The sequence below is a fragment of the Halobacterium wangiae genome (genome assembly GCF_021249345.1).
GTDB lineage: Archaea > Halobacteriota > Halobacteria > Halobacteriales > Halobacteriaceae > Halobacterium > Halobacterium wangiae.
Window position 1 is genome coordinate 1,947,888 of the sequence record NZ_CP089588.1, and the last position, 25,010, is coordinate 1,972,897.

Below are 25,010 nucleotides of genomic sequence, written 5' to 3' on the forward strand. Positions count from 1 at the left end.
GCCAATACTCGAAGCCGTATCCACCACCGCCTCTCGTCTGGAGGTAGTTATTTACACCCACGCTCCACTCTGGAGATTGTATGTCAACAGAAGAGGTCCGACTCGATAGCACGATCGGTGGGTTCACCGCCTCGGGGCAACTCCACACCCTGAGCGTCTGGTTCATCCTCGCGCTCAGGCTGATGATGGGGCTGGCGTTCTTCCAGAGCGGCGTCGAGAAGGTGCTCTCAGGGAGCTTCAGCGCGGCGGGCTACCTCCAGAACGCGCCGCCCGCGAACGGCAGTCCGGTCGCGGACCTGTTCGTCTCGATGGGGAATACGCCGTGGTTCGTCGACTTCGTCAACGTCGCGGTGCCGTGGGGCGAGGTGCTCATCGGCCTGGGCCTCATCTTCGGCGCGTTCACGCGACTCGCGGCGTTCTTCGGCGCGTTCATGATGCTCATGTTCTACCTCGGGAACTGGAGCGTCGAGCACGGCTACATCAACGGCGACTTCGCGTACATGCTCGTCTTCCTCTCCGTGGCCGCGTTCGGCGCCGGGCGCATCCTCGGCCTCGACGCCTACATCGAGCAGTACGACGTCGGCGGGCGACCGCTCGTCGAGCGCTACCCCTGGACGCGCTACCTCCTCGGGTAGGCGCCACGGGGCGCGGCTGTACGTGTTCGGGCGCAGTGTTTTCCGTCGAGCGACCGTACGCTCGTCCATGCTGTCCACTGGCGACACAGCCCCGACGTTCTCCGCGACGCTCGGCACGAGTGACCACGAGGACTTCGACCTGGCCGACCACCTCGGTGACGGACCGGTCGTGCTCGCGTTCTTCCCGGGCGCGTTCACGCCGCCGTGCACGAACGAGATGGTCGAGCTCCAGAAGCACTACGAGGCGTTCCAGGATGCCGACGCGACCATCCTCGGCGTGAGCGCGGACTCGCCGTTCTCGCAGGGCGCGTTCCGCGAGGAGCACGGCCTCGAGTTCGACCTCGTCAGCGACACGAGCGGGGACGCCATCCGACAGTTCGACCTCGAGATCGACATCCCCGACCTCGGACTGTTCGGCGTCGCCAACCGGGCAGTGGTCGTCGTCGACGAGGACGGCACTGTCGTCCACACCTGGGTCGCGGACGACCCGACGAACGAACCGGACTACGAGGAGTTGCTCGACGCGGTCCACGCTGCGTAGTCCGCGACCCCTCGACGCGGCCGACGGTCCGTGTACGATCGCGGTGGCGCGAGCTACTCCGCGTCGCCGGACCAGTGTGGGGCACTCGAGATCCCTTGGTCGGAGTACGTGTGTAGAATGTTGAGCACGTCGTAGATGAACTCCGTGAGCCCGGGGGCCGTCGCGGGGTTGAGGGAGACGAGGGTGCCGCGGGCGTCGCCCTGGATGAAGTGGAGGATGAGCGCGTCGTCGAAGGCTCGGAGCGTGCAGTAGAGTGCGCCGACGTTGTAGAGGTCCTCCTGTCTCGTCCGGCCGACGTCCTGCAGGCGGAGGTCGTCGATGATCTCCTCGACGCGGTCCTCGCTGAGCTGGTCTTCGAGGTCGTCGTTCGTCTCGATGACCGCGGAGTCGCGGTTGTAGTGGGCGACGGATCGGAGGTTCCCACCAATCGACTGATTCAAATACTCCAGTAGTTCTTCGGGGATCGGATCAGATACGTTACTCGGGTCGACCCCTGTGTCGTCTCGTGGTTCTGTCGAACTATCCTCGGTCATTGCGGGTGGTTCGTGGACCGGGGTTAAATCGTTATTTGAAAACAGAGTGACACGGAATCGGCTCTCGCTCGGGCCGTTCTCGGTTCCGTCACGCCTCACCGGCGAGGCCGACGCCGAGCGCCATGAGGATGGAGCCGACGACCACGAGGCCGCCGCTCCACAGCACGAGCAGGCGGGTCGTCTCGGGGAACTGCTCGGCGAGCGGAACGAACAGCCGGAGGTCGAGGGTGACGACGAGCAGTGCCCCCACGACGTCGAACACGAGGTCGAGAGCGGTGTCGAGGCGGCCGTAGTGAACGAGCACGGGTTCGACGTCGAAGCGCTCGCCGACTTCCCGGGCGACGAGTTCGACGAGCTCCCAGAACACGCCCACGGCGAACGTGAACAGGACGGTCAGGCCGGCGATGGTCTGCGAGGAGAGCGCCACTTCGGGCGTCTGGGCGACGCCGACGACGAGCCCGGCGTACAGCAGCGCCGCGACGAGCGCGCCCGAGAGCGTGTGTGTGAGGTGGTCCCACCACCACGTTTCGCCGTGTTCGTAGAGCCCCAGCATGCCGAGCGAGTGGAGGAAACCCGCTGCCGCCAGCCACAGCGCGATCGCCTGGTCGACGGTGACCGAGCCGTCGGACGCGAACTCGACGACCGGCGGCAGGAACGCGAGGACGAGGACGACGAGCGCGTTCACCGCCGCGGAGACGTCGCGCTGGCGGAACGCTTCGAGGAGCGTTCCGACGATGGCGACCTGGAGTGCGAGGACTGCGACGTCGAGTAGTTCGGTCATCGCCGCTGAGGGCCTCTACGTGCTACTCGGCCACCCATCGACATGACGTTTGTGTGGCCCGACTGGGCTGCCACGGGCTGGAGTTGCCGACCGCGACTACCGCTCCTCGAGGCGGATCGACTGGCCGGTCCGGGATGCGACGTAGCGTTCGGGCAGGTGGGGGTGGACGTCGGTCGGGAGCACCGAGACCAGACGGACGACGAGCGAGGGGAGGGCCCGCCGGACCGCTACGTAGGAGACGGCGACGACGAGCGTGGCGACGACGACCAGCTGGAGCAGTCCGGTCTGGGTGGCCAGCAGGGGGACGGCCAGCGCGACGGAGAGCGCCAGATCCGCTGGCGAGCCGTCGTAGCCCACCCAGCGCCGCGGAGCGACCCACCGGCCCCGGAAGTGGTCGTAGACGGCTCGCTCGGAGGTCTCCTCCCACGGCCGGAGTTCGAGCCCGCCGCCGAAGACGTCGCTCACGCTGTGGACCGCCGCGGCCACGAGGAAGACGGCGACGGCGACCGTCAACGGTGTCGGGGCGAGGACGCCAGCGACGACCGCCGTGGCGCCGCCGACCGAGTAGTACACCGGGTAGTGCAGCGTCTTCCGGTGGGCGACGTAGAGGTCGAGGTCGGGCAGAATGCCACCGAGGAGTCCGGCGAGCAGTGCGACGCCGGCGTACTCGGGTGCGGCGAGCGCGACGGGGAGAGCAAGCACCATTCCGGCGAGTGCGTGCGTCGGCAGCATCATAGAGACGGAGAGAGGCACCGCTCGCGTTTGAACGTATCGCCGAACGACGGTGTCAGTAACCCGGTCCTACTCGACAGTAGTTACGCACGACGGCTCGGCGACGCGACGGTCTCGACGCCGGGACTGTAGAAGTGGACGGGTTCGGTCTCCGGGTCGGCGAACCAGTTCGCGCGGAACAGCGTGTTCGTCTCGATCGCGACGTCGGCCTCGGACAGCGGCCACGGTTCGTGATCGACGGCCGCGTACCTGATCGTCCCTCCGGGGGACTCCGTGTAGTACCGGTACCGCTCGACGAGGAAGTGGGCCAGCGAGCCGGGTTCGACGGACACGCCGTCGCCAGCCGGACCGTACGTCCCCCGGAAGCGGGCCGGGCGAGCACCCGGGTGGAGCCTGTCGCTCTCGAAGCGCACGCGCTCGCCGTCGGTCTGGAAGTCGATGCGGGCGTAGTAGTACGGGAGGGAGTGGAGCACTCGCGCACCGAGGACGCCGAGGACGCCCTCCGCGTCGAGGCTGAAGAAGTAGACGCCCGGGTCGCCGTCGTGGGTGACGTACGTCCGGAGGTTGAGTTCGGGCAGGCGGAACCCGAGGGTCTTGGGCGCCCACGTCGGCCGCACGTCGACGTTCGTGTACGGGACGACGGAGAGCCACGCCCGTCCGTCGTGCGTGTCGAGGTCGAGCGCCTCCGGGAGGTGTGGGCCGACCACCGACGGGTCGACCGGCCAGTTGGCGAACAGGACGTGCCGCCAGCCCATGTGCAGGGAGAACACCATCAGTGCCCACCACCGTGCTGGCGGTCCATCAGTCCACCTCCCCAGGGATGGTCACCGGTTCGAAGCGCTGGAGGCCGAAGTAGCTGTTCAGGACGGCGCCGAGTCCGACCACGACCAGCGCGAACTGGACGACGGCGCCGAGGACCGGGACGTACCCGAGCAGTTCCATCGCGAGCAGGAACGCGCCGACGCCGACCACCGTCGCTCGCCCGGCGTCCGCCACGGGTAGCCGCCGGCCGACGAGGTAGCCGAGGACGACCTGGCTGTAGAGGACGACCAGCAACTCGGCGAGCAGGCCGAGGATGCTGACCGGGAGCAGGACGAGCGTGAACGCCATGTAGACGAAGAGGACGAGCAGCGTCGTGCCCGCGAGCGAACCGATCACGCCGCTGACGAGCGGGTGGTCGGTGACCGAGTGGCCGACGTTCTCCAGCAGTGCCGGGTGGCGCCGCGCGAGCCACCACCCCACGGCGCCGAGCAGGAGGAACTGCACCAGGAACGTCGCGACCTGCCTCGCCGGGGAGTCGGCGGGCGCCGGCGGGCCGAACGTCGACACCCGGCCGACGCTCGCGCTCTCGGCGATCGCCGGGTCGCCCGCGATCGTCTCCACGCTGCCAGTCACCGTCGCGCCCTCGCCGACCGAGAGGTTCCCCGCGAGCAGCGTCACGTCGCCGTCGACGGGGCCGTCGATCTGCACGGTGCCGCCAGTGACGTAGACGTCCCCCGAGAGGGCTGCGTCGGCGGGAACGGTGGTCGTCCCGCCGGCGACGACGAGCACGTCGTCTATCGACTCGACCGCGTGGTCGCCGTCGAAGGTGACGTCCATCTCCTCGACGGTCGCGCCGCTCGCGGAGACGAGGAGGACCACGACGACGAGCAGCGGGAGGGCCTCGGTAGGGCTCACGCGACGCTCCCCTCCCGTGCGACGGTCACCATCCCGCGGACGTAGAGGCCGACCGCGAGTCCGAACAGGAGCAGCAGCGAGAGCGCCTGCACCACGTTCAGGTGCGAGAGCAGCGCCAGGTCGGTCGCCTGGAAGTACAGCGCGAGCGCAGTGCTGAGGAACGTGGCGAGCCACCCGGCGACTCCGACGCCGATGGCGGAGTGTGTCCCGACGGTGTCGGCGGTCGAGAGGTCGGGCCACAGCGCGAAGTTCAGCGTCGTGTAGAAGCTCACCGCGACGGCGTACAGCCCGGGGTTGAGCGGCGAGGACCCCTCGCTGGCGAGCGCCGGGAACAGCGCCGCCACCCGCAGGTCGGAGGTGTACGCCACGTGGGTCAGCGCGAACAGCGCGAACGTCCAGAGGAACAGCCGATTCAGGTCGAAGTTCGTGTAGATGACGCCGGCCATCACCGCGCCGACGACGTGCGCGACGGCGATGAACAGCCGCGTCGAGAGGTCGGGTGACTGCCAGGAGCTGAGCAACAGCGCCGGCGTGTCGATGATGCGCAGGAAGCCGAGGCTGTCGACGAAGAACACGCCGAACATCAGGATGAGGGGGACGGCGAACGCGAAACTCCGGGTGCCGATGGGGTCGGGTTGACAGAATCTGCCGGTGCCGAACTCGCGGTGCTGGACCGCCAGGTCGTCGAGCAGCGCCTCGACGCGGTCGACGCGCCCGGAGACGAGAACAGCGAGGACGACGATGCCGGGCAGCATCACGGCGACGAGTAGCCGGCTGAAGACGTCGACCGACCACGCGAGGGGGTAGGCGTTCGCGGCGAAGTAGGCGATGGCCGTGATGGCGGCCGCGACGTAGCCACGGTCGGGTACCGGGACGAGGTCGACGGCGAGCGAGAACGACACCGGGAAGCCGACGCCGAGGCCGACCGACGCGGCGAGGATCCACGCGCCGAAGCCGGGGACGGTCCGGATCTCGGGCGCGACGAGCGTGAGGGCGAACTGCACGAGGACGACGCCGAGCAGCAGGCGGAGTTTCGTCCGGAGGTCGGTGCTCCACCCGCGGCGGTCCATCGTCACGCCGGTGACGACGGCGACGACCAGCGTGCAGAGCGCGAGGTCGGCCATCCACGTGGAGACGGCGGTCTCGGACATGCCGACCAGGCGCGTTCCGAGGTCGATGAGTCCGAGCTGGACGAACGTGATGTTGTAGTAGTAGCCGGCTACCATCAGTGCGACGAACAGCACGTAGCCCAGGATCGTCGCCCAGCGGCGTTCACGGAGGGTCGCGAAGAGTTCCATGTCGACGTTGCCACCCCGTACGAGGTGGGGGGTGTTAAAGCCGGAGACGTCGGCGGGCGGTCCGCGTCACTCCCCGTACTTGCTGGTCTTGTTCACCCAGACGGTCCGTTCGTCGAAGTAGGGTGCGACTTTCACGACCAGGTTCTCGATGTCCGGGGAGGCCGGCGTCCCGACGCTGACCGTCGCGCGGTTCTGCTGGCTCTGGTCGTAGAACACTGCGTTCTCCAGTTCGGCGGCCACCCGGTACTGCTGCTCTTGCTCGGTCAGCACCGACTCCCACTCCGTCTCCTCGTCGGGTTCGATCTCGGTCGTCTCCGAGAAGATTGGCTCGTCCGCGAACAGTTCCCGCACCTCGACGGTGACGGTGTGCGTTCGCTCCGTCTCGTTCAGGAGGAGGATGCCGTACGAGTCGGTGCCTTCGTCGGGTTCGCCGCCGTCACTGCCGCTGCCGAAGAGGTTCGAGCAGCCGCTCAGGGCGGTCGTCGCGAGCAGAGCGCTCCCGTGGAGGAATCGTCGTCGTCGTGTCGGATTGGAGGGCATTCCACACCGCAGTTCCGTGACACGCCACTTATTCCTTTGCTACTGACACCTCTTCGCGACTGCGGGAATCCGCAGCGTCGGCGGAGTCTCCGTACGCACCCCGCAGTTCAGCGCTGCCGCGCCCGACCTTGTTCACTGTTAGCTGTTATCAATGTATTAAAGTGGTCTCCACTCGAGGGGTTACGTGACGATATCATGGCGACAGGATCCACGACAGACGGCACGCTTGACCGGTGGTACCGCAACCGAATCGGCACCGCGACGACGGGCGACGAGGTACGGGGCTACTGGCTGTTCGCGCTCGGGGTCGTACTCGGCGTCGCCGGCATCCTCCTGTTCGTCCCCAGCGAGTCGGCCGGCGCGCTCCGCCAGTGGGCCGTCGTCGCCGCGGCGACGGGGCTCGTCTGCGTGTTCGCGGGGCCGATAATCCGTCTCCCGCTGCAGCGCCCGGCGACCCTGCTCGTCTACACCGGGGCCGCGATCTGTCTCGTGGCGATCGCCTGGTTCGCCGTGGCGTACCCCTACGACTGGAGCCCGCAGACCGGCCAGCCGACCATCGTCGTCCTCTACTCCATCGGGTTGCTCGCGATGGGGCTCGGCGGTGTGTTCGTGCCACTCCTGACGACCGGCATCGTGGGCGAGGAGGAACACGAGGCACTCGAGTCCGAAGCCGAGGCGCTCCGCAGCTCCGTCGCCGACACCGAAGCCGACGAGTCCGACCTCGCGGCCCAGCTCCGCGCGCTCCGCCGGAGCCAGGCACGCTTCGAACTGTACGAGGACAGGGGTGGCCAGTACCGCTGGCGGCTCCGCCACCGCAACGGGAACGTCATCGCCGACGGCGGCGAGGGGTACACCCAGAAGCACAACGCCCAGAAGGGGCTCCAGAGCGTGCGACGCAACGCCCTCGGCGCGACCGTCCTGCACGTCGAGAGCGAGGCCGACCTCCCCGAGGCCGAAGAGACGTTCGAGCCGGTCGAGGAGGCCGACAGTCAGGCGTCGTTCGAACTGTACGAGGACAACGCGGGCGAGTTCCGGTTCCGACTCCGCCACGACAACGGGAACGTCATCGCCGACGGCGGCGAGGGGTACACGTCCCGCAGCGGCGCCCGCACCGCTATCGACCGCATCCGGGAGTACGTCGGGCCAGCGGACTACCTCCAGTTCGACCCGACGGGCTTCGAGATCTACCGCGACAGCGCCAGCGAGTGGCGCTGGCGACTCGTCCACCGCAACGGGAACGTGCTCGCGGACTCCGGCGAGGGCTACTCCCGTCGTCGCGACGCGCGCCGCGCGGTCGACCGTATCCAGGCCGACCACGACGAGATGACGATCGAGGTGTTCGAGGACGCCGGCGAGGAGTACCGCTGGCACCTCCAGAGCGCGAACGGCCGCATCGTCGCCGACTCCGGCGAGGGGTACGCCGACCGGGGCGGCGCCGAGGACGCCGTCGAGCGGTTCCGCGAGTACGTCTCCGAGGCTTCCGTGCTCGACCTCGGGCGTGCCGCGTTCGAACTGTACGAGGACCGCGCCGGGGACACCCGCTGGCGACTCCGCCACCGGAACGGCAACATCCTCGCCGACTCCGGTGAGGGGTACGCCGACCGTACCCGCGCCCGGGGCGGCATCGAGAGCGTGAAGCGACACGCGCCGAACGCCGAAACCGAGGAGTAACGCCTCTCGCTGTCCGTTCGGTGCCGTCGTCGCTATGGGCAGCCCGGTCCCGCACCGATTACGACGAGGTCCGCCTCCGCCGGAGCAGTCTCTGTACTCATTGTATGGCTCTTCGCTCACCGGCGCTCGAGTCTCGATAACGGTCCAGATATGCCCGGAATCGTCGGAGTTTGCGTCCTCCGGTCGTCCGGTCGGTCGGCCGTCACACCCGACAAGACATTTACCAGCCGAAGGCCCACCATCCATCGCCGGGTAGGGGTACCCGAGATCTTTTCGAGGGCCGTGGTGACCGTGGCGAGCGACAGCGTCGACCGCCGGGGTTGCTGACGAAAACGCTTACCCACGTCCACACCAACGAGAGGGTATGTCCGGGCTGAATCTCGACCCGGTGCAACTCGACCGGTACTCGCGGCACATCATCATGGACGACGTGGGGCCGACGGGCCAGCAGCGCCTGCTGGACGCCGACGTGCTCGTCGTGGGCGCGGGCGGCCTCGGCGCGCCGGTCGTCCAGTATCTCGCCGCGGCGGGCGTGGGGACGCTGCGCATCGTCGACGACGACGACGTGGAGCGCTCGAACCTCCAGCGGCAGATCATCCACGCGGACGCCGACGTGGGGACGCCGAAGGCCGAGAGTGCACGAGCGTACGTCGAGCGCCTGAACCCCGACGTCGACGTTCGCGCACACGTCGCGCACCTCGACCAGTCGAACGTCGACGCACTCCTCGACGGCGTGGACTTCGTGGTGGACTGCTCGGACAACTTCTCGACGCGCTTCCTCGTCAACGACGCCTGCGTGCTCCGCGAGATCCCGTTCAGCCACGCCGCCATCTACCGCTTCGAGGGGCAGGCCATCACGGTCACGCCCGACAGCGCCTGCTACCGCTGTCTGTTCCCGGAGGCCCCACCCGCGGGGACGATTCCGGACTGCGCGGAGGCCGGCGTGCTCGGCGTCCTGCCGGGGACGATGGGCTGCGTGCAGGCGACCGAGTGCGTGAAGGCGCTCCTCGGCGTCGGCGACCTGCTCGCCGGCCGCCTGCTGTTCTACGACGCCGCGGCGATGTCCTTCGAGGAGGTGCCGGTCGAGGCGAACCCCGGCTGTCCGGTCTGCGGGGACGACCCGGCCATCGACTCGGTGGCGGACGTCGACTACGCCGAGCGCTGTGCAGTACAGTCCTGACCGACTCGAACGTCCCGCGCAGCGACTCAGTCGTCGGCAGCGCCCCGCTTCCGCGTGCGTCTCCCACCGTCCTCGTCGACGCCCGCCGCCCACCCGTAGACGTCCCCGGCGTGTTCGACGGCCGGTCGGACGTGCCCTTCGCCCCCGTAGACGACCAGTTCTGCGCCCGGGACGTGGCTCGCGACGTGCTCGCCCGCCGCGAGCGGGACGGTCTCGTCGGCGTCGCCGTGGAACACCCGGGTCGGCGCGTCGACGTCGAGCAGTTCGAAGTCCCACGGCCGGGCGAGGACGCCGTAGTCGGCCGCCAGCGGGAGCGGTCCCTGCCTGACGGCTTCCCGGCGGTCAGACAGCAGGATACGGCCCGTCTCCCCGAACCGGGGGTCCGAGAGGTCGCCGTCTCTCGGGTCGCCGACGACGTCCGTGAACCGGTCCGCGTCGCGGATCCGCCGGCACAGCAGCCAGGCGAGGGGTCGCCCGAGGTGGGGCGACCACTTCGCTAGCGAGAACAGCGTTCGGTCGAGGCGCCCCAGTTCGCCGCTGGCGACCCCGGGCGGTGCGAACCCCGAGACCACCGCACACCGGGTGACGCGCTCGGGTGTGTGGGCGGCGCAGGCGAGCGCGTACGGACCGCCACCGGCGACGCCGACGACACCGTACTCGTCGATGCCGAGCGCGTCGGTCAGCGCCGCCACGTCGTCGGCCCAGTCCGCGAACGTGCGGTCGGAGGTGAACTCCGAGCGACCGAACCCAGGTCGTTCGGGGGCGACCAGACGGACCCCGGCCCTGGTCATCGCCTCGCGGGCGACGCTGGCGGACACCCGCGAACCGGGCGTTCCGTGGAAGAACAGGACGGGCGACCCCTCGGCGTCGCCGTACTCGGCGTACGCGAGCGTACGGCCGTCCGGGAGCGTCACCTCGCTCGCGAACTCACGCCGTGGCGGGCCCATGCTGTTGGGCTGATTCGTCTCCGGTGGGATAAGCGTTACTCGCGTTCTCGCCCCGTCGCGTTCCGTTCGTCGCACAGTATTACGTGGTTCGCAGTGCTACAGGTACGCATGGAGCCGGAACCAGCGTACACGCCCGAGGAACTCGCATCGGAACTCCTGTCGGCGTCCCGGACGTCGGTCGGGGACAGTCTGCGCAGCATCACCTACTTCGACGAGGACAACGAGGAGCAGCTCTACCTCCGGAGCGACCTCGAACCGGGGGCGGACCTCGTCGGCTTCGCGGACAACGAACGCCTCGGGTTCCACTCCCAGGTCGCCTACCAGGACACCGAACTCGGCAACTACCAGTTCACCATCCGCGTGTTCGAGCGCGGCTTCCTCACCCGGGTCATCGTCGGCGACCACGGCTGCTTCGTCACCACCGACGAGATGCCGACCGAGGAGTTCGAGGAGCTCGCGAGCGCCGTCGGAACCGTCCTCGGCTCTCACGACCCGCCCTGACCACAGCTCGGCCGCCGTGACGGCGACCTAGACTGTCGAGCATCTCCGGCGTCGTCGGGTGGGACACCCGGTCGGGAAGCCACCGGACGCCGAGGTTGGCTTCGACGACGTGCGGTCTGTCCATCTCTCGAGTAGCTGCCCGCCAGCAGGAGCGACGTTCGGGCCGGCGGCGGCACTCGCTGCTACACCGCGGGCTGTCCGTCGCGACTTCGAAGAAGCGTGTTCGCCGGTGGTTCGCGCTACGCGGGCGGGAGCCGTCGGCGCTACTGCCGGACGGCGAACAGTGCTGCGCCGACGAGCGCGACCAGCGCGACGCCGACGCCGAACCCGGGCACGTCGCCGCCCGTCTCGCCGCCGTCACCGCTGTCGGCGGTGTCGGCCGCAGTGGTCGACCCGCCGTCGGTCGTCTCGGTCCCACCGTCGCTGCCCTGCATCTCGACGTTGCGCTGCGAGAAGTGGTTGAGCGCGACGTACACCTTCGCCGACGCCTCGGCCGACGACGACTGTTTCACCATGTACTTCGAGGCGTCGCCACCGATGGCGCTCTCGAGTTCGCCGTACGTGGACGCCTCCGCGGCGGCCTCACCGTCGACGGTCACGTCGAGGTCCGAGACGGCGCCGACGGCTGCCTCGCTCACGCTCGTGACGACGATCTTGCCCTCCTCGCGGGCGCGCTCGACGGTCACCGAGACGGTGTCCTCGGCGGACTGCTCGGCCTCGATGGCCGTCTCCTGGCTGTAGGCGACCGTGTCGGTCACCAGTTCGCCGTCCTGCTGATCGACGTACACCTCGCCGGTGGCTTTCCCGGAGGCGATGTACGACTCGGTCTGCTCGGACTGCTCGGACTTGCCGTCCGGATACGCGCGGAAGACGAGCCGCGAGTCTCCCTCGAGTTGCGCGGAGACGTCGCCGTCGTCGTTCACCGCCACCGAGCCGTTCCCGACGACGATGAACGCGCCCTGCGTCCCGTTGGCCGTCGTCACTTCGACCTGCTGGTCGGACTCGGCCTCGGCGTCCGCGCCACTGGAGACGTTCGCCACGACCACCTGGTCGTCACCGGCGGCCTCGACGACGAGGATCCCGTGGCTGTTGTCGTGGGCGGTCATCGACGCGGAGCCCTCGGTCGATACCTCGGCGTTCGCGTTCGCGGACGCGCTCAGCGAGAGCGCGCTCCCGCTGATGCTCGTCACCGCCGAGAGGTCCACCGAGCCGTCGAAGACGCCGTCGCTCTCCGACCCGGACTGGACTTTCACGCTGTCGAGTGCGGTCTCACCGCCGACCGAGTAGTTCGCCACGGCGTTCTCCGCGACGTCGAACGTCACGTGCGTCCCGGCGTACGCCGACCCGTCCTGTGCCTCTGACGCTGCGACACTGCTACCGGTCGCCGTCGCTGCGGCCGCCGTCGACACGGCGCTGGCGGCGAGCAGTACGGCCAGCAGTACAGCAGTCGCTTTCTTTGTCATCGCGTCGAAGTTCGAGGAAAGCCGTCGGAAAACCCTTTGTGGCCACGTGTTGGATAGCCTACCCGACGATTCGTGGGTCGTTACCGTGGAGGTCACTGCGCCGGCTCGCGGCCGCCTCGACGGCCACCCTGCACGTCACCCCTTGCGCGTTACGCGTTCAGTCCTCGCGCCGTCGACCGCCGTGGCCCGGGTAGTCCCGCTCGAAGCGTGACGCCAGTTCGTCGGCGTCCACGCGGATCAGCGTCGGCCGGCCGTGCGGGCACGCGAACGGGTTCTCGCAGTCGTCCAGCGCGTCCAGCAGCGCGACGACCCGTCCCTCCGCGAGCGACGTGTTCCCGGTGACTGCAGGCCGACACGCCAGGTCCGCGAGCAACGCGTCGGCCGCGGCGCCCGCCGGGTCGTCGTCGGCGTCCGCGACGAACGCCGCGAGTACGTCCCGCGCCAGTTCGGGGTCGAGGGCGTCCGCGAGCACCGCCGGCACCGCCTCGACGCTCGCCACGCGGCCGTCGAGCGTCGCCTCGAAGCCGAGCGCCCGGAGCTCCGCGAGCGCCGCGTCGAACACCGCCGCCTCGCCGGCTGTCAGTTCCAGTTCCGCGGGCTCGACGAGCGCCTGGGCCGTCCCGTCGAGTCGCTCGCGGAGGCGTTCGTAGTGGACGCGCTCGTCCGCCGCGTGCTGGTCGACCAGCAGGAGGCCGTCGTCGGTCTCCGCGACGACGTACGTCCCCGCCAGCTGTCCGAGCACGCGCATCTCGGGGAGGCGCTCGAAGCCGTCGTCCTGGTCGTCCGGCGCCAGCCGCGCGTTCTCCGTCGGCGGGTCGAACGACCGGTCGGCGGTGTTCGTCCGGGGTGGTTCGCTGGTCGACGCCTCCCGTTCGCCCGTCTCGTCCACTGACTCGGGCGGCGATTCCCCGAACTCCGACTGCCGACTCGCGCCGGCGGTCGACTCGCTCGCACTCGCCCGGTCGCGGCGGCCGCTGTCGCCCGGGCGTCCCGTCGATTCGTCGTCCGTGGGACGCGACCGCTCCGTTCGCCCACCCGCATCACTCGTGGACTCCGGTGCGATCTCGGTGTCGCCGGGCTTCGACCGGCCGCGGGGTGCCCGCGAGCGCACGAGTCCGGAGTCCAGCAGCGCGTCCCGGACGGCTTCCCGGACCGCGCGCTTCACGCCGTCCTCGTCCTCGAACCTGACCTCCATCTTCCGGGGGTGGACGTTGGCGTCCACGCCGTCCACGTCTACGAACAGCACCGTGAACGGGTAGCGGTCGTTGGCCAGCTGGCCGCCGTAGGCGTCGAGGACCGCCTCCCGGAGCACGGCGTCGCGCACCGAGCGCCCGTTCACGAACGTCGCGAGGTACTCCCGGGTCGCGCGCGTGGCCTCCGGGTCCGAGACGTACCCGTGGACACGCTCGACGGGACCGTCGGGTGCGGCGTCGACCTCGCGCAGCGACTGGGCGACCTCCCGGCCGTAGACGGCGAGCGCGGCGTCACGCACGTCCCCGGTGCCCGTCGTGGCGAACACCTCCCGGCCGTCGTGGGTCAGCGACACCGATACCCCGGGGTTGGCGAGCGCGTACCGCGTCACCGCCCGGTTGACGTGGGCGAACTCCGTCGCCGGGCGCTTGAGGTACTTCCGGCGCGCCGGCGTCTCCGCGAACAGTTCGGCGACGTCGACGGTGGTGCCGGCGGGTCGCCCCGCGGGTCGCAGGTCGCCGACGTCGCCGTGTTCGACGACGAGTTCCGAACCCGCGTCGCCCGCGTCGCGCGGACGGGTCGAGATGGTCATCCGGGAGACCGAGCCGACGGTGTACAGCGCCTCCCCGCGGAAGCCCAGCGTCGCCACGCCGTCGAGGTCGCTGGCGTCCCCGAGTTTGCTCGTGGTGTGCTGGCGCACCGCCGCGCGGAGGTCCTCGCCGGTCATCCCGTGGCCGTCGTCGGCGACCACGACGCGGTCGGTGCCGCCGTTCTCGACGGTCACGTCGATGCTCGAGGCGCCCGCGTCGAGGCTGTTCTCGACGAGTTCCTTCACGACGCTCGCGGGGCGCTCGACCACCTCGCCGGCGGCGATCTGGGCGACCGTCGCGTCGTCGAGTCGCCGGATGCGCTCGCTCACCGCCGCGTCCGGGTCGCCCTCGTCGCTCATTGCGTGGGACCAGACGGGGGGCGCGTATGAATCTCCCGCTACTCGGCGTCGGCGCGACCGGGACACGCCGCAGACGCCAGGTCCCGGCGCTGCGTGGCGTCCGGACCGTCGAGGCGGACCGTCCGTTCGACTGTCGCGATCTCCACCCGGACGAGGTCGCTCGCGTGCGTCCGGTCCCACTCCGAGCAGAGGTAGCGAGCGAAGTCGTCGCGCACCGGCGCGTACTCGGCCAGACGCAGGTCGTAGCCGTACGTCCGCCACCGCACGTCACCCCGCCGAGTGGGTGGTGGCAGGTGGCCCACCGAGTCGCCGAACAGCACGACCCGCTCGCCGGACGCGAGTTCGCCGGTCGCCACGTAGTCGACGGTCGTCTGCCGGGGCTCGGGGGCGAACATGTCCCAGCGGTGCTCCGCCGGTTCGACGACGGCCCGGACGTCCTCGGGGGCATCCGCGTACCCCAGCGCCGCCGCGTTCCAGGCGAGGACGCCGACGAGCGCGAGGGCGGCGACGACTGTGGCTGCGGTGTGGGCGGCCGACGCGACACCTGGCGGGACCCCTGGTTGGGGTAGCCGTGGCAGCACGTCGTCGAGAACCGCCGTCGGCGACCACGCCAGCGCCGGGAGGCGGTCCCAGACGGGTCCGGGGAGGAACGGCAGGAGCGCGACCACGGAGACCGCGGGGAAGAGGCCGAGGCGCATCGTCGCCGCCATCCCGAGGTGGGCGACGACGAACGCGGCCACGAGGCGGCTCCGGGCTCGGCCAGTGAGCGCGACGAGGAGCGGCGACGCGACGAGCAGTGCGAGCCAGGCGTGCGAGAGGACCCCGAGGAGTTCCGGGGCGCCAGCGAGCAGATCGCCGAGCGGGAGCGTGTAGGCGTCGAGCGCGAACACGTACCGGGTCGCGTCGCCGGCCGGCCACGCGTCGCCGCGGAACTTCAGCGCAGCGTTCACCGCGTACACGACGACGACCTGCAGGAGGAGCGCCGCCGTCGCGACGCCGACGACGCGATTCGGCGCCGTGACCTCGCTCCGACGCGCGTCGACCGACCACCGGGCGCCCAGCGGCAGGAACAGCCCCCAGAACAGGAGGCGGCGGAGGACCGAGTCGCCGGCGCTCAACACGACGGGGTTGCGGGCGTGCAGCGACACGAGCAGCAGCCAGGAGACGACGGCAGCCGCGCGCGTCCGGTAGCCGACGAGCAGCGCGAGCGCGGCGACGCCGGCCACCACGAACAGCGCCACCTGGACCCACGCCACACCCGAGATGGCGTGCAGCGAGAGCCCCGACAGCGCCGGGTACTGGGCCTGCAACGCCGCCCGTGGCAGTACGCCTGCGTCCGTGTAGAACGTCCGGAGGTGGCGAGCGCGCAACGCGAGGTCCGCCAGCAGGAGCGCGGCGACTGCGATACGGAACGCCGCGAGCGACCGGGCGTCGACGCCGAACCGTCGGGCGAGCGCGGCGGCCGCGCGCCCACCTGGTGACCGGTTACTCCGCACGCTGTCTCGTGTGGTGGCGGGGAGTGGCGGGCGGGCGGCCGAACGGGGAGTCGGACACCGTCGATGTCATGGAAGTTACGTTTCGAGCGCGAAGAATAAGTCTTCTGTGTGGACATGTCGCGTTCGGGCCACAGGACAGTTCTCTACCGCCGGGACCGTCGACTACAACTCGACTGACGCTAACTCGTCGACGTTCGTCGCGGAGACCCCACCGCAGTCGCGGCGCGAACTCGGCGGGGTGCCGTGGTCGGCCGCGCTACCGGATTGCCTGGTACAGCCCCGTGGCGGTCTTCAGCCCGGGCGGCCACTTCTTCACGCTGAAGTACTGGACGAGGGTCGGCGCGAACTTCGCCTTGTACGAGTAGATGCGTTCGTGGTTCGCGCCCATGAGGTCGAAGGCGGTCCGTCCCCGGTCCATCGCGTCCAGACACACCTGCCACTCGAGGAGGTCGTTCACGGGGATCGGCGCGTCGGTCTTCCCGTTGGCGATCCACGCACCTGCGGTGTGTTCGGACTCGAGGTCGATGAGCCCGCCGGCGATCTCGCCGTCGATGCGGCAGACGTACGGCCGGATCGTCCCCTCGGGGAGCCGGTCGGCGAGTTCGCGAACGTACGCTGCCGTCACCGGGAAATCTTCGTTCTGCTCCCGGTGGCGCTCGCGAGTCAGCTCCACGATGTCGTCGATAGCCTGTGGCCCCTCCTCGGCGATCTCGTAGTCGACGTCGTACTCCTTGCTGAGGTTCCGCCGGAGGTCGGAGCTGAACCGCCCCAGCAACTCGTCGGGCGACGTGTCCAGGTCCACGAGGTAGGTGTACCGGGGCTCGACCTCGTAGCCGTTCCAGTCGAACGGGCGGGAGTCCTCGTAGTCGAACGTCGTCCGGAAGTTCCAGTACCGGGGCGACTCCTCGCGCTCGACCCACTCGATGACCCCCTCGATGAACCGCCGGTGGCGGCGGTCTCGCTTCCGGCGTTTCAGCTTCCCGACGTTCAGCTGCACGGGGCCGAGGTTGTACACCTTCAACCCCGGCGGCGGCGAGTACGCGGCCGTCATCGGCCCCTTCGAGACGGTGAACACGGGGAACAGTCCCACGGGTTCCTGACCCTTGAACCCCGCCAGTGGGTAGAGGGTGGCGTCACCGTGCTTCTCGAGCGTGTCCAGCGCCTCGGCTCTGTGGAACGGCGTGCTATCCGGCGCCTTTTCGATCAGTTCGTTCCACCGTTCGTCGTCGTCGAGGGGCCGGATGTCAATGCTCATTGTCGTCGAGGTAGCCGAGCGCGGCGAGGCGTCGTTCGACGCCCTCGTCCGCGGTATTCGTCGTCGTCGATGCGTCGAAGGTCGGGTACTCGTCTGGTGGGCAGGAGTCCACGACTCGGAGTGGCTCGCCGTCCATCGTGTCGCTCGGGGGGACGCCGAGCGACGAGAGGACCGTCGGTGCCACGTCGAAGAGGTGCGCCCCGTCGAGAGTCGCTCTCTGGTCGACAGTCGGTCCGTGCGCGACGAACAGTCCGTCGCGCTTGTGGTTCCACGGCTGGGGAACGGGGCCGAACTGCCCCCCGCTCAGTAGCGAGGAGAGGTGGTGGTCGAAGCCCGCAGGGACGGTGACGATGTCGACGGCGTCCTCGACGCACGGTCCCTGGAAGTACTCCTCTCGGGGACCGACCGCCTCGAAGACGGGGTCGCCCTCCGGCGTCTGGGCGGCCGCGAGTTCGTCGATCAGCTCCTCGCGGACCGCCTCGTACTGGTCGGGAGGGACGACCCCCGCCGGCTCCCGCCCCTCGAGGTTGATTCGGACGCCGAGTTCCGTCCGCGAGCGCACGTAGGCCGTGGACTGTTCGAAGTCGACGCTCTCGGTCGCGGCGCGCACCGCGTCGGACGAAACGTGGTCGAGGACGAGGTCGGTGAGACCGAGTCGGTCGACGACGGCACCGATGCGCTGGCTCGTCAGCCCGAACCCCGCCGCCGTCCTGAGGAGGCGCTCGGAGAGTGTCGACTCGTCGCCGTGGTCGCTCCCGATGGTCGCCGGGTCGACGTTCCCCCAGGTGGGCATCCCGCCCCGACCGCCCTCTGTCTCGACGTAGCCGCGTTCGCGGAGGAACTCGTTGACGCGGAACTCGTAGCCAGTGTACTCGCCGATACCGTGGTCGCTGGCGACGATGACGGTCTCGGGGTCGTGTGCGTCGAGGATCTGTCCGATCTGCTCGTCGACGGCCTCGTACACGGCCCGGACGGCCTCCGGGTCGCCGTCCTGTTCGTGGAAGACGCTGTCAGTCTGCTGGAACTGGACGAACCCGAACTCGGGGTCGAACTCCTCGACCAGATACCGGAACGCCTCGCCGCGCATCCGGGTCAGTCGCCGGTACCACTCGATCTCGTCGTCGCCACTGGCGTCCGACGGTGCGTACACCCGGTACTCGCCGAGTTCGGCGTCGAGCTCTTCGAGCAACCCCTCCGGGTGACACGACGGCGACTCCGGGGCGACGTAGCCGGGGACGAGGGCACCGTCGAACTCCCGCGGCGGCGACGTCACCGGGACGTTGACCACCACGCTGCTGCGACCGCGCTCGGAGAGCAGTTCCCAGAGCGCGTGTTCTCGGACGTGTGTCCGGTTGACCACGTCCCAGTCGTACCCGTCGAACGTGAGGAAGTCGAACACGCCGTGTTTACCCGGATTGACGCCGGTGTACAGCGACGGCCACGCGCTCGGGGTCCACGGCGGCACCTGGGACTCGAGCGGTCCAGCTACACCCCCTTCCAGGAGGTCTCCGAGTACTGGGAGCCTTCCCTCGGCGACCATCGGCTCGACGACAGGGAGACAGGCGCCGTCGAGCCCCACCAGTAGTGTCTGCAGTTCATCTTTGTCGTAACGACTCACACGTGTCGCCTTCACCGACACTGTTCATAGTTATACAGTGGGTTCCCGGGCCACCCCGAAGGCCTTCGCCGAAACCCACAGACAGCGTCGGTCTACTCGCCCCGTCGGACGGCACCGAATCGTGCCGCCCGAGAGTCGAGTATCTCGGCGAAGCTGCCCGGTAACGGGCCGTTACGCACCGCTTACTCCGACGGTCGAGCCCGGGGGCAGGCCGGCGACGCTGACCTGCCTCCTCACTCCCCGTCCGGACTGCCCCCTCACTCCTCGTCGAGGCGGTGCTGCCACTCCTGCAGGCGCCCAGCCAGTTCGAGCGGCGCCACGCTGTCGACGTCCACCTCCCGGAGTTCGGCGATCACCGCACGTTCCGCCTCGCTGAGTCCGTCTCGCGGAGCCGTCTCCGACCCGGTCGGTTCCGACCCGTCGGTCGAGGCGTCACGCTGGCGCTCCCCGGTCGACCCAGTTCGCATCTCGCCCGTCTCCACGTCGAAGACGACCTGCCGTGAGTCCCCGTCCCCGCTCCGGACGCTGACGGCCTGCTCCCGCTGGAGTCGGTCGAGGATCTCGTCGGCGCGCTCCACGACGGGCTCGGGGACGCCAGCCAGTTCGGCGACGTTGACGCCGTAGGAGCGGTCGGCCGCCCCCTCCTCGACCGTCCGGAGGAACGTCACGTCGCCGTCCCGTTCGTCGGCGCTCACGTGGACGTTCTCCACCCTGTCGAGGTGGTCCGCGAGCGAGGTGAGTTCGTGGTAGTGGGTCGCGAACAGCACCTTCGGCCCGCGAGCGTCGCCCGCCGCGAGCAGGCCGTCGCCGCGGTGGAGGTACTCGGTGGCCGCCCACGCGATACTGATGCCGTCGTAGGTCGCGGTGCCGCGGCCAACCTCGTCGAGGACGACGAGAGAGCGCTCGGTCGCGGCGTGGAGGATGCGGCTCAGTTCCTGCATCTCCACCATGAACGTCGAGCGGCCCTGCGCGAGTTCGTCGAGCGCGCCGACGCGGGTGTAGATGCCGTCGACGAGGCCGACGCGTGCCGACTCCGCGGGGACGAAGCTCCCGGCCTGCGCGAGCAGGACGATCAGCGCGACCTGGCGCATGTACGTCGACTTCCCGCTCATGTTCGGGCCGGTGACGACGAGGAAGCGCCGATCCGGGCCGAACTCCACGTCGTTCGGTACGAACTCCGTGCTCTGCTCGACGACAGGGTGGCGCCCACCCCGGACGTCGAGGTCGTCGCCGTCGACGAGGTCGGGGCGCGTCCAGCGGTTCGCGGCGGCGTGCTCCGCGAGGCTCGCCAGCGCGTCCAGTTCCGCGAGCGCCCGGCCCGCGTCCTGGAGGAGTTCGGCGTGCTCGGCGACGCGCTCCCGGAGGTCACAGAAGAGGCGGTACTCCAGGTCCGCGCGCTCCTCCTCGACGCGCAGGATGCGGCGCTCCCGGCGTTCCAGTTCCTCGGTCGTGTACCGCTTGGAGTTCTTCAGTGTCTTCAGTTCGCGGTACTCCTCGGGGACGGCGTCGGTCTCCGAGCGCCCGACCTGGAGGTAGTAGCCGTCGGTCTTGTTCCGGTCGACCTGGAGGTGGGTGACCCCCAGGCTGTCTTTCTCGCGGTCCGCGAGGCCGTCGAGGAACTGCTCGTGTTCGCGGTGCTCGGCGAGCAGTTCGTCGAGGGTGTCGTCGTAGCCCTCGCGGAGCAGGCCGCCCTGCCGCAGCGTCTTCGGCGGGTCCGCGGCGAGCGCGTCGTCGAGTTCGTCGCGGAGGCCCGCGGCCGCCTCGCGGTCGACGCGCGCCAGCACGTCGGCGGCGGGCGACTCGGCGAGGGCGGGGTCGGTCGTCAGCGCGTCCGCGAGCTCCGGGAGCAGCGCCAGCGTGCGCCGGATCCGCAGGAGGTCGGTGGCGTCCGCACGACCACCCGCCGTCCGACTGGCGAGGCGTTCGAGGTCGTACGTCTCCCCGAGCGAGTCCCGGAGCGCGTCGCGCGCGAGCGGCGCGTCGGCCAGCGCAGCCACCGCGGCCTGCCGGCGGTCGAGTTCCGCGCGGTCCTGCAGCGGGCGTACCAGCCACGACTCGAGGTGGCGGCCGCCCGCCGCCGACACCGTGTGGTCGAGAGTGTCGAACAGTGACCCCTCGCCGTCCCCGGCCATCGTCGCCGTCAGTTCGAGGTTGCGCTGCGTGGTCGCGTCCAGTTCCACGTGGTCGTCCGCGCGGTACGGCTGGAGTCGCGTGAGTGAGGCCAGCACGCCCGCGTCTGTGTCCCCGACGTAGCCGATGGCCGCGCCCGCCGCCCGGACTGCCGCGCTCTCGCGGTCGACGCCGAGGCTGTCGATGGCGCCGTCGCCGAACTGTTCGCGCACCCGGTGGGTCGCCTTCCCGGGGGCGAACGCGCTCGCCTCGTGGAGCGTCAGCGTCGCGTCCGTGCGCTCCCGGAGCGCCGAGAGGACGGCGTCGTCGCCGCGCAGGTCGGGGCCGGGGAGCACCTCCTCGGGCGCGAACCGGTGGAGTTCGGTGAACGCGTCGGCCTCGCTGGCCGCGTCAGTGACGTGGAACTGGCCCGTGGTGACGTCGACGAACGCCAGCCCCCAGTCGTCGTCTCGCACGACGACGGCGAGGTAGCGAGCCTCGGCGCCCGTCGATTCGAGCATCGTGCCGGGCGTGACGACGCGCGTGATCTCCCGCTCGATGCTGTCGGCGTCGTCGTCGCGCTGGTCGGCGACGGCGACCCGGTTCCCCCGCTCGACCAGCGCCGCGAGGTACGGCGTCAGGTCGTCGACCGGGACGCCCGCCATCGGGTAGGAGGCGCCGTGGCTCGACTTCTCGGAGACCTTCAGGTCGAGGGCGTCGCCGACCGCCCGGGCGTCGTCGGCGAAGAACTCGTAGAAGTCCCCCACCTGCATCGCGAGCAGGTCGGCGTCCGTCTCCGCCTTCAGGTCGAGGAACTCCTCGACTACGCCCATGGGGTCCTCCGCGTACTCATCACCCCGTGGTCGTGCGGGAGCGGACAAGAAGCCTCCGGGTCGGTAGTCCACGCTTCGGGGGGGCGAGCGAACGCCGAACGGGAGAGGGCGCGCCGACACCGGCAACGAGCTATCGTAACGAATCTAGTAGGAATGCGCCCGTTGGGTCGCAGTCAGGGAGTTTGGAACGAGCTATCTGTGATAGGTCAGTACCGTTGAATAACCTTCATTGGTGGCGACTGAGTTGGGACTAACCCAACGTAGGGAACAGCACCGAGAAAGGGCAGCTGGTAGGACACCTGTCCTTCTCACTCCGGTACCAAAAACGTTGCCCAGGCGTAGTGGCGACGCTGGCGCCGAGAAGACTCGGTGGGCCCACGAGGGAGCACAATGGGAACGGTCACGATACAGGACGACGACAGCACCAGACGGTACGAACTGCGACGCCTCGACGGCGACCACAGCGTCGAGGTGGCGTGGCCGTCGGGAGCGACCGCCACCCCGGTCAGGGCTGTGCCCGACGGCGGGCGGACGACGGCCGCGACGGAGGTCGGGCGCACCGACCGCGAGTACGGACGTGACCCGGGTGCGAGTAGCGACACGCTCGACGAGTTCGCGTGGCTGGCGTTCGCCCCGTTCGCGCTCACCCTCGTCGGCCTCGCGGCCGGCCTGCTGTTCGGGTTCGAGCTGTTCGACACCGGTACCGCGGGAGCACCGACCCTCCTGCCGTACGTCGTTCTCGTCCCGTACTTCCTCGTCGGCCTCGCGGGCACCCTCTGGCTGTTCCGGGACGCCAGGCGACTCGCCGCCACCGGTGCCGACTGGCAGCCGAACTCATGGCTGTACGTACTGGGGGGCGCCTGCGTCCTGGAACTGTACTACCTCGTGCCCGTGATCCGTGGCGAGGTCGAACCGCCGGTCGTCCCCTACCTGGCGGGCGGCTTCGTCCTCGCGGTCCTGCTCTCGGCAGTCGTCGCCGGACCAGTGTACCTGCTCGTGCGGCGGCGCGCGCTCGACTAGTTCTCTCTTAGACGACGACGATCGCGAGGTAGGCCAGCGCAGACGCAGCGACCAGCGCCGCGAGCCCGACCAGCCGGTCCGCGACGGGACGCTCGCTGTGCCGCAGCCACTCGCTCTCGGGCTCGACGGACTGCACCGTCGGCACCGCGGGCTGGCGGTCGCCACCGTCGACGGCGTCGAGCGCCCGGCCGCCGAACTCCCGGAGCTCCCGGCCGAGCCAGCGGACGCCCCGGTCGGCGGCCCTCCCGCCCTCGCGAGCGAGCACCGACAGCCCACTGGCCGTCCGGCGGACCCCGACCAACCCGACGTGAGCGACCAGTTGCCCGAACTCCAGGAGGGCGCTCCGCGGGTCGTCGGCGGACACCGGCTGCGTCGGACCGGCGGTCTGCGCCGGCACGGCAGGCCCCGGGTCCCGATTGGGGCCACCCTCGGTGACCTCGTGCGCTTCGATGATCTCGGTCTCGTCGTAGTCCTCGGTCTCGTCAGCCTCGTCGTCCTCCACGCTCTCGATAGTCTCGCTGTCCGCGTCGGCGGTGGACGGACTGTCGGCGACGTCGACGGTGGGTAACGGCTCGACGTCCGAGGCGGTCGTCCCGAAGTGCTCCAGCCACGCCTCGTCGACGGGCTTCAGGTCCGGCGTGTCGGCCTCCCCGAACCCCGGCGTCGCGCCAGCGTCGAACGTGCGCTTGCGGCGGAACTGCACGCGCTGGACGCCCTCCTCCCAGTCCGCCATCAGGAACGCCTCGCCGTCGTCCAGCATCTCGACGTCCGTCGAGTACGACCCGCCGAGGATGCGGTCGACGACCTTCGTGTCGTTCGCCCAGGTGAGGCGGTGCCAGACCAGCCAGTCGCACTGCGTGATGAAGTCCTTGTCCACGGACGCGGGGCGCTGGGACATCCCGCAGAGCCCGATGCCGCGCTTCCGCCCGCGCTTGGCGACCCTGACGATCATCTCGCCCACGTCGTCGAGGCCGCCCTTCTCGGGCACGAACTCGTGGACCTCCTCGACGAGCAGGAGGAACGGCTGTCTGACGTCCCGCGCCCGCGAGAACAGGTGCTTCGTCACCTCGTACACCAGTCGGTCGGCCACGTCGCCCTCCAGGAAGCCGGAGACGTCGAGGACGACCGGCACACCATCCGACAGTGCGATGTCCGCTATCTTCTCCGCGTCGCCCGCGCCGACGACGGCGTCACAGCGGTCGCTGGCCCCCAGGTGCAACACCTCGTACTGCTCCTTGAGCCCGTAGTACTCGCCGTCCGTGTCGACGATGAGGAGGCGTGCTTCGTGGTCGAGGAGCTCCTCGACGAGCACGCTCGCCGTGTTCGACTTCCCGGAGCCGGACTTGCCAGTGACGAACCCCCTGCCGGTGAGCACGTCGGTCGCCGGCAGCGTCACGTCGCCCTCGGTCACCTCCAGTTCGTCGCCGCGCTGTACCATGCTGGGAGCTTTGTTACACCCCCGGGGATATAGGCTTCCTGTCCGTTCGGACCCGCTCGACCGACCGTCGGAACTGTGGACTCGCCCGGTCCGCGGTCGCACGACGCGCATCGTGCAGTCCCCACCAGACTTAACTCGCGCCTCGGCGAGTCAGAGACGAGATGGACCGTACGTACCTGCGGCAGGCCGTCGGGCTAGTCGCGCTCTCGACGGTGGTGCTGACGGCGGCGTTCGTCGGGGTAGTCGCACTCGCCCAGGGGCTGGCCAGCGGCGCGGCGGGACGCGTCCCGTTCTACGCGCTCGGCGGGGCCGTCGTCTTCGTCGCGACGCTCGTCACGCTCGAGGACCCCGAGGAGGGCGGCGTCCCGATTCTCACCTCGACCGTCGCGGTCACCGTACTCGGGTTCGCGTTGCTCGCACTCGGCGGCGAGGGTGTCATCTACGGCGCCCGGGACCCGGGGCGTCTCGGCACGAGCCTCGTCCTCTACTTCGTCGCGGCCGCGCTCGTCTGCACCGGCACCGTCTACTGGGGACTCAACCACTGGCGGGAGTTCACGGCCTGACTCCCGGCAGGTGACGCGAACGACCACAACCAGTTAGTG

22 protein-coding genes are annotated in these 25,010 nt (G+C 69.8%); 7 read left to right on the plus strand and 15 right to left on the minus strand.

Translation table 11 applies throughout. The features are described from left to right. The first annotated feature begins 80 nt into the window (after positions 1 to 80). Positions 81 to 635: a DoxX family protein gene (locus tag LT965_RS10290; protein ID WP_232700714.1), complete on the plus strand. Its 555-nt coding sequence runs from the start codon at positions 81 to 83 to the stop codon at positions 633 to 635. A 67-nt stretch (positions 636 to 702) separates the two neighbouring features. Further along, positions 703 to 1,176: a redoxin domain-containing protein gene (locus LT965_RS10295; protein ID WP_232700715.1), complete on the plus strand. Its 474-nt coding sequence runs from the start codon at positions 703 to 705 to the stop codon at positions 1,174 to 1,176. Between the two features lie 53 nt (positions 1,177 to 1,229). Here the strand turns inward: LT965_RS10295 and LT965_RS10300 are convergent, their stop codons facing one another. The 7 genes from LT965_RS10300 to LT965_RS10330 form a co-directional block, all read right to left on the minus strand. Continuing rightward, positions 1,230 to 1,709, minus strand: coding sequence for a DUF7522 family protein (locus LT965_RS10300; protein WP_232700716.1), 480 nt, complete (start codon positions 1,707 to 1,709; stop codon positions 1,230 to 1,232). An 88-nt stretch (positions 1,710 to 1,797) separates the two neighbouring features. Further along, positions 1,798 to 2,490, minus strand: coding sequence for a DUF2238 domain-containing protein (locus tag LT965_RS10305; protein ID WP_232700717.1), 693 nt, complete (start codon positions 2,488 to 2,490; stop codon positions 1,798 to 1,800). Between the two features lie 96 nt (positions 2,491 to 2,586). After that, a complete protein-coding gene (locus LT965_RS10310) occupies positions 2,587 to 3,225 on the minus strand; it encodes a metal-dependent hydrolase (protein WP_232700718.1) in 639 nt (212 codons plus the stop codon). An 80-nt stretch (positions 3,226 to 3,305) separates the two neighbouring features. Next, a complete protein-coding gene (locus LT965_RS10315) occupies positions 3,306 to 4,040 on the minus strand; it encodes a YqjF family protein (protein ID WP_349292071.1) in 735 nt (244 codons plus the stop codon). Then, the gene (locus LT965_RS10320) at positions 4,024 to 4,899 is read right to left on the minus strand and encodes a polymer-forming cytoskeletal protein (protein WP_232700720.1); all 876 of its coding nucleotides are present in this window, start codon (positions 4,897 to 4,899) and stop codon (positions 4,024 to 4,026) included. Before LT965_RS10320 ends, LT965_RS10315 begins: the two co-directional genes overlap by 17 nt. Then, entirely contained in the window at positions 4,896 to 6,197 is a 1,302-nt protein-coding gene (locus LT965_RS10325; protein WP_232700721.1) for an MFS transporter, read from the minus strand. The genes LT965_RS10320 and LT965_RS10325 overlap by 4 nt, the downstream gene beginning before the upstream one ends. Before the next feature lie 66 nt (positions 6,198 to 6,263). Beyond that, positions 6,264 to 6,737 (minus strand): hypothetical protein, encoded by a 474-nt coding sequence (locus tag LT965_RS10330; RefSeq protein ID WP_232700722.1) that lies wholly within the window; start codon positions 6,735 to 6,737, stop codon positions 6,264 to 6,266. 195 nt (positions 6,738 to 6,932) lie between these two features. Here LT965_RS10330 and LT965_RS10335 point away from each other — a divergent pair, with 195 nt between their 5' ends. Together LT965_RS10335 and ubaA are read left to right on the plus strand one after the other, a co-directional pair. Then, positions 6,933 to 8,408: an HVO_2922 family protein gene (locus LT965_RS10335; protein WP_232700723.1), complete on the plus strand. Its 1,476-nt coding sequence runs from the start codon at positions 6,933 to 6,935 to the stop codon at positions 8,406 to 8,408. A 364-nt stretch (positions 8,409 to 8,772) separates the two neighbouring features. Next, complete coding sequence (ubaA, locus tag LT965_RS10340) at positions 8,773 to 9,588, plus strand: SAMP-activating enzyme E1 (RefSeq protein WP_232700724.1); 816 nt, start codon at positions 8,773 to 8,775, stop codon at positions 9,586 to 9,588. 26 nt (positions 9,589 to 9,614) lie between these two features. Here ubaA and LT965_RS10345 read toward each other — a convergent pair whose 3' ends face one another. Continuing rightward, positions 9,615 to 10,535 (minus strand): alpha/beta fold hydrolase, encoded by a 921-nt coding sequence (locus LT965_RS10345; protein WP_232700725.1) that lies wholly within the window; start codon positions 10,533 to 10,535, stop codon positions 9,615 to 9,617. Positions 10,536 to 10,643: 108 nt separating this feature from the next. On the opposite strand from LT965_RS10345, the gene LT965_RS10350 reads away from it, so the two are divergent. Then, positions 10,644 to 11,036 carry a DUF7522 family protein gene (locus tag LT965_RS10350; RefSeq protein ID WP_232700726.1) on the plus strand — a complete coding sequence of 131 codons (393 nt, stop codon included), beginning with the start codon at positions 10,644 to 10,646 and terminating at the stop codon, positions 11,034 to 11,036. A 263-nt stretch (positions 11,037 to 11,299) separates the two neighbouring features. Here the strand turns inward: LT965_RS10350 and LT965_RS10355 are convergent, their stop codons facing one another. The 6 genes from LT965_RS10355 to mutS all read right to left on the minus strand — a co-directional run bounded on the left by LT965_RS10355 (position 11,300) and on the right by mutS (position 21,950). Beyond that, the gene (locus LT965_RS10355; RefSeq protein ID WP_232700727.1) at positions 11,300 to 12,499 is read right to left on the minus strand and encodes a PGF-CTERM sorting domain-containing protein; all 1,200 of its coding nucleotides are present in this window, start codon (positions 12,497 to 12,499) and stop codon (positions 11,300 to 11,302) included. 157 nt (positions 12,500 to 12,656) lie between these two features. Then, complete coding sequence (gene mutL / locus LT965_RS10360) at positions 12,657 to 14,609, minus strand: DNA mismatch repair endonuclease MutL (protein ID WP_232703576.1); 1,953 nt, start codon at positions 14,607 to 14,609, stop codon at positions 12,657 to 12,659. 68 nt (positions 14,610 to 14,677) lie between these two features. After that, positions 14,678 to 16,135, minus strand: coding sequence for an HTTM domain-containing protein (locus LT965_RS10365; RefSeq protein ID WP_232700728.1), 1,458 nt, complete (start codon positions 16,133 to 16,135; stop codon positions 14,678 to 14,680). A 256-nt stretch (positions 16,136 to 16,391) separates the two neighbouring features. Beyond that, a complete protein-coding gene (locus LT965_RS10370) occupies positions 16,392 to 17,390 on the minus strand; it encodes a GNAT family N-acetyltransferase (RefSeq protein ID WP_232700729.1) in 999 nt (332 codons plus the stop codon). Continuing rightward, on the minus strand, positions 17,380 to 18,930 hold the full coding sequence (locus LT965_RS10375) for an alkaline phosphatase family protein (protein WP_232703577.1): 1,551 nt from the start codon (positions 18,928 to 18,930) through the stop codon (positions 17,380 to 17,382). Before LT965_RS10375 ends, LT965_RS10370 begins: the two co-directional genes overlap by 11 nt. Positions 18,931 to 19,265: 335 nt before the next feature. Then, the gene (mutS, locus tag LT965_RS10380) at positions 19,266 to 21,950 is read right to left on the minus strand and encodes a DNA mismatch repair protein MutS (protein ID WP_232700730.1); all 2,685 of its coding nucleotides are present in this window, start codon (positions 21,948 to 21,950) and stop codon (positions 19,266 to 19,268) included. Between the two features lie 390 nt (positions 21,951 to 22,340). Here mutS and LT965_RS10385 point away from each other — a divergent pair, with 390 nt between their 5' ends. Beyond that, positions 22,341 to 22,970, plus strand: coding sequence for a hypothetical protein (locus tag LT965_RS10385; RefSeq protein ID WP_232700731.1), 630 nt, complete (start codon positions 22,341 to 22,343; stop codon positions 22,968 to 22,970). Positions 22,971 to 22,977: 7 nt separating this feature from the next. Here LT965_RS10385 and LT965_RS16725 read toward each other — a convergent pair whose 3' ends face one another. After that, the gene (locus LT965_RS16725) at positions 22,978 to 24,408 is read right to left on the minus strand and encodes an ATP-binding protein (RefSeq protein WP_432419297.1); all 1,431 of its coding nucleotides are present in this window, start codon (positions 24,406 to 24,408) and stop codon (positions 22,978 to 22,980) included. A 161-nt stretch (positions 24,409 to 24,569) separates the two neighbouring features. Between LT965_RS16725 and LT965_RS10395 the strand changes: the two genes are divergently transcribed. Continuing rightward, a complete protein-coding gene (locus tag LT965_RS10395; protein WP_232700732.1) occupies positions 24,570 to 24,971 on the plus strand; it encodes a hypothetical protein in 402 nt (133 codons plus the stop codon). The last annotated feature ends 39 nt before the right edge of the window (positions 24,972 to 25,010 follow it).